Raw genomic sequence first — 8,392 nt, forward strand, 5'->3', positions numbered from 1 at the left:
GCCGGTGGCCGTTCAGCTATGCGGGCATCATCCCAACGCCGGAGCAAACCCCCGGATCAGGTCGAACCCATACACCATCTCCCTGGACGCAACCTCGGGTTAGGAGGGCCGGGTCGCCCGGCCCTCCTAACCGATGGATACTCCGTCAGAAGAGCAGCTCAGGCTGAACTTCCGAGAAGCATCCCTGAAGTGTTGCTGCCGCATGTGTGTCGGTTACGGGCGCTTCGCTGTGCGGTCGCGCAGCAGCAGCCACGGACTCGCGTCGGCGTCGCCTGAGCGCGCGGCCGGTCCGCGGCGACGGCCGCGACCGCGGTGCTGAACTGGGCCCACGCTTCGTGCGCCTCCGCGAAGGCAATCCCGCCACTGCTCCGGCGTGGACTGCTCATCCCAGATCCGGTCCGAAAGTAGCCACCAAGCAGCAGACGGCAGCTTCGTGCTTGCGATGCACGCCCCGTACGCCTCCCGCCGCGCGGCTTCGCGCCGTTGGTCCCGATCAGGGCCGGAGCATGGCTGTGAGGCCCCTCTTCGAGGCTCAAGATGCCCGGGGCGTGTGACAGACATGCTCTGCGCGGGCGGCGTATTTTCTACGCTGCCTTCGTAACCGGCCGGGGATGGCGGGGCTGCTTCCTCACGGCCTCTTCAACGGCGAAGCGGGACGTGTCCGAGGCCCTACCGCAGCCGGTCCGGCTTGATAGGGAGCCTACCGCCTTGATCGAGGTGTACCCCGGGGCGGCCTCACATGTTCATCGCGATGGCGCCACACTCGGTGCGACTACTTTTCAGTCAACATCCGTCCGCCTCAAGCTTTCGCCTTATTTAGAGACTAGACTACATGAGCATGGCAGCTGAAATCACGCAAAGAACGAAACAGAACTCGACGCGTCATGCAATATCAATATAGAGATAACCGGCCCTGCGCTGCCACAGGCTTTCTGCAGGCACTCATAGGGAATTATCATCGCCAGACTTGAATGAATCCGCGGTCGCGCGGGTCAGGAAAAGAGTTATGTACCCCGTTATCGACGTTGCTCATCGGATTTCCATAGTGCAGAATACTGGCCACATTGTGGTGCTGGCCCGACAGTTCAGTAGTCGATTCTGGGACGCGTCAGCAGCTTTTTCCGATGCCTCCAATATAGTCGACTGGAATCTGGAGAGGGAATATTCGACTCATCAATGGTGCCAAAACCTCAGTTTGGACGAGCAAAGAATTCTTTCTGCATCATCGCCGAAATTGACATCGCAACTTGGAGGTCAGGATAAATGTTAGCCGAGGATGAAATGCCGCAGATCGGAATTCGTCTACTTGGCAGGTTCGAACTCGTAGTAAATGGGCACGACATGCCGTTGGCAGGAAAACAGCGGACGCTTTTCATGGCACTTGCTATCGACTGTGGAAAATCCATCAGTTCGGAGAAGTTGATAGATACCCTGTGGGAGGGTAATGCGCCCAGGTCGGCTCGAACAACGCTCCGAGGACACGTTAAGCGACTACGTGCATCGCTAGAGAAGAGAGGTCCGCGGGTCAAGGAAGTTATCCATTCAACTCCCGGCGGATACCGACTAGATGTGCCGGGAGATTGTGTAGACGTCCACGTCTTTAGGAGATACGTCAAGGAGGCCGCTGAAACTTTTGGACAGGATGAAGAGCTTGAGCTTCTGGACAGGGCAGTAAAACTCTGGCGCGGCGACTGGATGACTAATCAACAACCAGAGAACAGTCTTCCAAACGGCGCATCTGAGACCATCAGGGAACAGGCGATGCAAGCTGCACAACGTCTGCTTGATCTTTACATCGCGCGAGCCGACTTCGAGAAGGCAATTGCCCTGGCGACGCAACTGACATCGCTCTATCCACTCCATGAGCCGTTCTGGGGCAGACTTCTGACTGCACTCGCTGGCGCAGGTAGAAAACCTGAGGCTCTACTCCAGTTTCAGCGCGTTAGAGGCATAGTAGCGGGAGAGCTTGGCATCGAACCAGGCGCTCATATCCAGACGCTGCATCAAACGCTACTACTGATCGATCAGTGAGCCTCTTTCATCCTGTGTTGCAAGGGTGAAATGGGCTGGCCAGCAGTGAGTGGTGGCGTTGGCAGGGACCATCGCCGTTGGCGTGGTGATCTCAGGCATCACATCTGCGGCCGAGAGGCTCTGATGGTTCCGCATCTTCAAATACGGGTGTCAGCCCAAGGATGTTTCCACCTGCAGATACACAGGACGAAAGAGGTTCAGCCAGGCTCAGAAACTGTGAATCGGAATGGAAACGTAGATTTTGGTGGAATCGGGAGCAGTGTCAATTTGGAGAGTACCACCGCGCGCAGCTACTCGCTCCCGCATTTCGTTACTGCTGACCTGATTTTGTTCATCATCCAGTATCCCTGCAATTTCAACCAGAAGCTGCACGTCAGCCCTTGTGTATTGCAGTCGCACGTGTACAGTTCGCTCCCCCGTCCTTACAATTTCTGTCAACAGTCCCTGAGCGATTCGAATGACTGCTAGCTGTACACCAGCTGGCACTGCGTCGGCGTTACCTTGCTCGGCTACCGTGACGTTCAGACCGGATAATCCTGGCTGCCGTGTCAACTCGCGTAGGGTGCTCAGGTCGGGTGCCGGCGCTCGGGGGGCCGCCTTTTGAGACTGGGGGTAATTCAGGATACGGCCCACCTCGCTCAAGATCTCCTTGCTGGTGGACTTGATGATAGTAAGTGCCTCGCGAGCTTTTTCAGGCTGATCTTCGAACAATGACAGCCCCACTCCCGCCTGGATGTTGATCAGTGAAATACTGTGTGCCACAACATCATGCAGCTCCCTAGCGAAATGCAGCCGTTCTTCATTCCGGCGACGTAGTTCCTCGGCTTTATGTGACTCTACGGCAGCTTCATGCCGCTCGTGACGTGCCCTTAATACCTCGCCAATGGCGAGGGTGGCCACAATCCAGGAGGCAATGAACACGTCCCTCCACCATGTGGATGCATCATCTCCGCTATGTGGGAGCCAACGAAACAATAGGTGCGAGATCAGTGCCTGCCCGAGCCCAAAGGCTACTGCCGTTCCCCATGCCCATCCCCGATGACCTGCCGAAATGGTCGAAATGGCTGCAACAGCTAAGCCAAGGAATACAGGGCCGTATGCGTAGCCGAGAGCTAAGTAGCACAGCGCGACAACGCATACACTGCAAATGGCGACTCTAGGCACTCGATGCCTGAACAACAACATTACAGCAGAGGCTGCCACCAGGGCGTATGCGCCCAGATCCGGGGTGAGGCGTGGTCCCGTGTTGGCTTCTCCTGCACCACGCGTGCCGATAAACATAAAGAGCGCCAATGCCGCTGACGACAACCAAGGTAGTTTGATCCTCCAGGAGGAGAGCTGGAGCCTATTTGTCGATAGACGTGTCCGTACCTCAAGTGCAGGCTTCCTCGGCATGTGCTCAGCCTAGGGTGTCGTCATCTCACGATCATCTGCTCTACGGAGTAGATCGACGTACTCCCCACGTAGTACGAGAATCGCACCTGATGCATACAAGCACTCGATCACCAGTCAGTTGAGAAGGCCGTGCATCTGACGCTTGATCAGTTTGATCACACGATTGGCAAGTTCGGTACATCCGTTGCATCAGCGCAGGGGAACGGTGTCCTCGACGGGTGGGGTGCCCAAGGAAATCACCGCAAGAGTGCAGGAAAGACAGTGCAACTGAGCCTGTTTGGACACTCCATTTGCTCAGGAGCGAAGCATTCGTGGGGCGCGGGTGAGGGTGTACGGCACACGAGGTCAGGTTTCACCCAGTCCGAGGTGCCGGCCAGTTGGTCTGGCGGCCTGATCCACGCGAGGGCGACCGGCATGCGTCAGGAGATTGGTTCGGCGTGGCGACAGGATGCCATTGTCGGCCCCGTGGTGGCTTTGGTTGAAGTAGCAGATCAAGGGTGTGGGGAGGGGATTGGGCAGACCTTGTTCGGGAATGTGGCGCAGGTGCGCACAGGAAGGTGGCGCAGGTGCGCACACAAGAAGTCGACCTGTGTGGGTCGGAAGGGCGGAGAACGGATGAGGCTCTTCGTGCTCGTTGCGGGGGACGTACCGTTTGACGGTGTTCATGAACGGAGGGAGCAGAACACTTGAGGAGACCGACTGCCTGGTCGAGGAGATGTCCCGTAGGTGAAATGACGCCGTGTGCACCTTTCAGCGACGCCGCGCCGCAACTGTCATGCTGGTGTGGAAGACACTCATCGACTGTGCCTCTTCGCCCACTGGTACACCCTCGACACTAACCCAAGCATGTGCACGGAACGGTTCGGTGGCGACGCCTGTGCACCAGTCAGGCCAATAACCCTTCACGCGGCACAACAGTACAACTGCTAGTGACCTTTGAAGGCACCATGGTCCAGCACATCGAACGCTGGAAGCAACTACTATATTTCGTGCGCGGACAGCCTCGTCGCGCGTGGCAGGCCTTGCCCTTCCGCGGAGCCAAGTGAGAACCCGGTGTAGTTTCCCTGGCCGAAGACGCGCAAGTGCTCTTGCAATGAGCACTATCCCCCAGGCCAGCACGCGCTCCCTGTGGGGAATATTCTCTGACTCTTCAAGTGTGACAAACCCGCTCACGTCTTGGCCATCCTTGCCGATTTGAGCTGATCAATGAGCCTTGTAACGTCCGAGGCGATCTGAGATGCTGCGTCAGGATATCGACGTTGCAGTGTATTTATTGCCGAATCGATGGATCCGTCAGCAGCAAGGTGTTTGAGTACCTCAGCACCCGTCTGGTTAATCTGCCAGTATTTCCCACTCTGCTCGTCGAGCAGGACCGCCCCGCTCTCTGTCTCGATAAATTTGACATGATCAGCTAGATACTTATTCATCTCTTCCCTGAGATTAAAGGAGCTGCTCTTCGTGGATGGCTTGGAGCCATCTCTCGCAGGCGAGTGTCCGTTCGAACTGCATCAGGTAGCGGTTGTCATGCTGGAACCGCTGGAGCCATGCTTTTATCTCGATCGGGTCGATGAAACCGAGCCGGGCCAGGTGTGAATCTTCCCAGCGGTCCATTTCCTTCCTGTTGTGCCGAATTCCGGTGAAAGCATCGGATGTATAATCACTCTTTGTGCGGCGTTCGCGTATTTCTACCGGGACGATATCCTTCATGGCTTCCGCCAGGACGGGCTTATACCGCCTATAGCTCAATCGATCCTCAAATCGAATCGCTAAGGCGGCCTCGAGGACTCGATCATCAATAAATGGGGCTTCGTAGGACACGCCGAAAGGTGCCAGGAAGCGGGTGATGCGCCTGACAAACTCTCCGTTGTACTGATTCAGTCGAATCGTTTCATGCTGAAATGGTATCTCGGAGAACGGATTGGGATTTTCTTTGGCAGCCTGATGTAGTAGACGCCGAACTGAGTCGATGGCAGCAGCTGTAGCCCATGGCGGCATCTGGGGAGGGGCCTCCCAATCCATTCTCCCTAGCTCAAATGGGGGGTCGGTCAGGCGATCTGCCGATCGATTTAGCCAACGAGGAAAGCTGGTTCCATCGAAGGCGAATTTGACTAAGTCGCGCATAGGCCATCTGTTCAATAGCCGGGCATCGCGCACATGAGGCAGTAGTTGCCAAGGGCTGTTTCTAGCAAGAGCCCTCAACCACAACATGCTGGGTCTAAACAGCTCGTCGCCACCAACGCCGCTGAGGTGCCGGGTAGACCCTACTTGAGCGAGCCGTCCGCCCATGTATTCCATTACTCTGGATAGGCGTGTGAATGGAGACGGTCCTTCCAGGTCAAGTTTATCCAGACCTGATGCTTCATACCACCTCGGGTATGCCTCGTTTGAAATAACAAGATGCTGAGCATGCGGAAGGAGTTTCCTGCTGCGTTCTGCCCAAGTACCATCGTCGTTCGCCACACCGTTCGGCGTGAAATGCACCGTGACTAGCTTATCTGCTACCTCGGCAGCTAGGAAGCTCAGGCTCGTCGAATCCAGCCCTCCAGAAAGATCAGAACTAACGATGGCTCCCGCGGAACTCCGTGCCTCTACTGCAGACACAAGTACCTCTCGGACGTTATCGGCACCCCGTTTAAAGGGGATATCAGCGATAGGAGCCTCCCACCAACGCTGAACACGTACTGATCCATCACTATTGATCCGTAGGTAATGGCCGGCTGTGAGTGTCGTGGCGCCGTTCCACAGGGGCGTCTTGTCTAGCGGCGATGGGGGCCGTAGCGCGATCAGCTGCGCCGGGATGAGGTCTTCGCGTAAGGATTTCGCTGAAGCTTTCGCAATTTCCACTGGACTGTCTGCGGCAAAGGCGATTCCGTCGATATTTCCGTAATATATTTGTTTCGCAGTAGACATACTTCCCTGAACTCGCACCACTCCATCAATCGATGCCAACAGGAAGTAGGAGCCAGATATCCTTCTTGCCACCGAATCTAGGTCAGCCACCGACCGCACCTTGCTAGTGATCGCCGAGAGAGCGCTAGTGCTGACGGAGGTGCTTCCGATCAGTGCCACTACGCTATCTCTGCAACTGGCCGTGACGATGTCGCGAGATCCCCACCGGCCTTGCACGAACGGGCGGCCTGACGGATGAGCTATTACTTTCAAACCCACTTGTTGAAGTCGAGATTTCGCAAGAGATTCTCCACCGGAGCTATCGGGCAATACATAGAAGGTCACCTGCGTCAACCTCGCATCCAACTTTTATATTAGTTGCATAACGGCGAGTGGCGCAGAATCGAATCGCCGATTCTGCGCCACCCTTCAGCTATGAAACTCACGGTCTGAAGTCCTGATTAGTTCGCCGACTTCAGCGATCAGCGCCCTAACGGCGATTAGAACTTGTCGAAGGCCAGGACGAAGTCCGGAGCCCAACCTCGAGCAGTGGTGCGGGTCACGTCCGAGAAGTCGCCGGCCTCAGTCATCAGCGGCGGCTCGTACACCTGCTCAGGGCTCGGGTCATACGTCATCTCCGCTTCCATTTCCTTCTCCGATCATTGCTGGAACAAAGGGCAATCCAGCTCAGCATTTTCGCCTGAGCTGGACCCGGCAAAACACTACCGGCCACGTGTTGTAAGGACGTGGTACTGCTGTGGCACACGCAGGGCACAGTCGTGCTGCGGTGGCGGCCATGGCGGTGCTGGACAGCTGCGAGCGGCTGTCGCGGAGCAGATGGCAGACGGCAGAGTCCATGCCGTCTGACCGTGCCAGGCAAGGAGCGGCTGTCGCCGAATCATGACCCGCCAAGGTCTCGTGGACCTGGGCGAGTACTGGGTCGATGACACAAGGCCGGCGTTTTCGAGAAACTGCACCAGACCCTGCTCGCCGAGCTGCATGCGGCCGACGCCCTGGACTGGACCCGGCCTGTGTGGATGCCTCCCACATCCGAGCGAAAAAAAAGGGGGGCGAGGCCACCGGCCCGTCACCGGTCGACCGCGGGAAGACGGGCAGTAAACACCACCTGATCTGCGACGGCACGGGCACCCCGTTCAAGGTCATCACCCCCGCGGCCAACGTCAACGACGCCATCCGACTCTCGCCCTGGTGGACGACATATCGCCCGTTGTTGGGGAGCCGGGCCGTCCGCGCAGGCGCCCGACGCCCTTCTGGGCGACAAGGGCTACGACAGCAACCCCAACCGGCGCGAGCTGCGCAGGCGGCGCATCCTGCCGGTGATCTCCCGCAAGGGCGCCCCGAACATCAAGGGCCTAGGCAAGCTCCGCTACGTCGTCGAGCAGACCTTCTCGCTCCTGCACCACTTCAAGCGCCTGGCCGTCCGCTGGGAAAGACGCCTCGACCTGCATGACGCCCTCGTCTCACTTGCCTGCGGCCTCATCTGCTGGAGACGCCTCAAGAAGGTAGCGTGACCATCACTCCGACTCAGACGGGAGGGGGAGTCGTCGCCAGAACATATGGTGCGGGCGAGCGCGCTGTTGACCGAGCACGAGGTCGAACTGCCTCGGCGTTCCCTCCTTGAATGGGGTGGGCCAGCTCGGTGCAGTGACCCCCTCGCCGTCGGCATGGGGTTCGCGGACGCTCAGGATCTACTCGACCAGTGCCGCATGCTGAATCGTGCACTCGGTGAAGATGCCCCGCTCAAGGCAGTGGACTGGGCACGGACTCTCCTGGCAACAGAGATTGTCTTTGTCAGCGATCTTGCTGGCTCAGACGTGGAATGGTCAACGACCACGGGGTTCACCGACGAGGCCACGATCAGCACGCTCCGGTCAATCCAGCGCAAGCTTGCCAACACCGTGAGGCCCTACTACGGACGACGCCCGAGCCCTCCGCGCTGACCTCCCACCAATGGATGGATCGCCTAGTAGTGCTTCGTTAGGTTCTGCTTCTGGCGAGGGGGCGGCCGCAGGTGCTGCAGGTGCCGGTCCAGCACCTCAGCAAGTCTTGGAGTGCG

Annotated in this window: 7 protein-coding genes; 2 read left to right on the plus strand and 5 right to left on the minus strand. The window is 57.8% G+C overall.

All coding sequences use genetic code 11. The annotated features are described in order from the left end of the window. Nucleotides 1-1,263 precede the first annotated feature (1,263 nt). Nucleotides 1,264-2,031 (plus strand): AfsR/SARP family transcriptional regulator, encoded by a 768-nt coding sequence (locus ACZ7M7_RS44845; RefSeq protein WP_472127615.1) that lies wholly within the window; start codon nucleotides 1,264-1,266, stop codon nucleotides 2,029-2,031. Between the two features lie 207 nt (nucleotides 2,032-2,238). Here ACZ7M7_RS44845 and ACZ7M7_RS44850 read toward each other — a convergent pair whose 3' ends face one another. The 5 genes from ACZ7M7_RS44850 to ACZ7M7_RS44870 all read right to left on the minus strand — a co-directional run bounded on the left by ACZ7M7_RS44850 (nucleotide 2,239) and on the right by ACZ7M7_RS44870 (nucleotide 6,950). Beyond that, nucleotides 2,239-2,952 carry a sensor histidine kinase gene (locus ACZ7M7_RS44850; RefSeq protein ID WP_472127617.1) on the minus strand — a complete coding sequence of 238 codons (714 nt, stop codon included), beginning with the start codon at nucleotides 2,950-2,952 and terminating at the stop codon, nucleotides 2,239-2,241. Nucleotides 2,953-4,176: 1,224 nt separating this feature from the next. Continuing rightward, entirely contained in the window at nucleotides 4,177-4,599 is a 423-nt protein-coding gene (locus tag ACZ7M7_RS44855; RefSeq protein WP_472127618.1) for a lasso peptide biosynthesis B2 protein, read from the minus strand. Beyond that, nucleotides 4,596-4,853 carry a lasso peptide biosynthesis PqqD family chaperone gene (locus tag ACZ7M7_RS44860; protein WP_472127620.1) on the minus strand — a complete coding sequence of 86 codons (258 nt, stop codon included), beginning with the start codon at nucleotides 4,851-4,853 and terminating at the stop codon, nucleotides 4,596-4,598. The genes ACZ7M7_RS44855 and ACZ7M7_RS44860 overlap by 4 nt, the downstream gene beginning before the upstream one ends. Before the next feature lie 13 nt (nucleotides 4,854-4,866). Continuing rightward, nucleotides 4,867-6,426 (minus strand): asparagine synthase-related protein, encoded by a 1,560-nt coding sequence (locus ACZ7M7_RS44865; protein ID WP_472127622.1) that lies wholly within the window; start codon nucleotides 6,424-6,426, stop codon nucleotides 4,867-4,869. Nucleotides 6,427-6,815: 389 nt separating this feature from the next. Further along, nucleotides 6,816-6,950, minus strand: a complete 135-nt coding sequence (locus ACZ7M7_RS44870) for a lasso RiPP family leader peptide-containing protein (protein WP_472127624.1) — start codon at nucleotides 6,948-6,950, stop codon at nucleotides 6,816-6,818. 585 nt (nucleotides 6,951-7,535) lie between these two features. Between ACZ7M7_RS44870 and ACZ7M7_RS44875 the strand changes: the two genes are divergently transcribed. Beyond that, entirely contained in the window at nucleotides 7,536-7,847 is a 312-nt protein-coding gene (locus ACZ7M7_RS44875) for a transposase (RefSeq protein WP_472127626.1), read from the plus strand. Nucleotides 7,848-8,392 lie beyond the last annotated feature (545 nt).

Source organism: Streptomyces sp. NPDC111606, assembly GCF_055656945.1.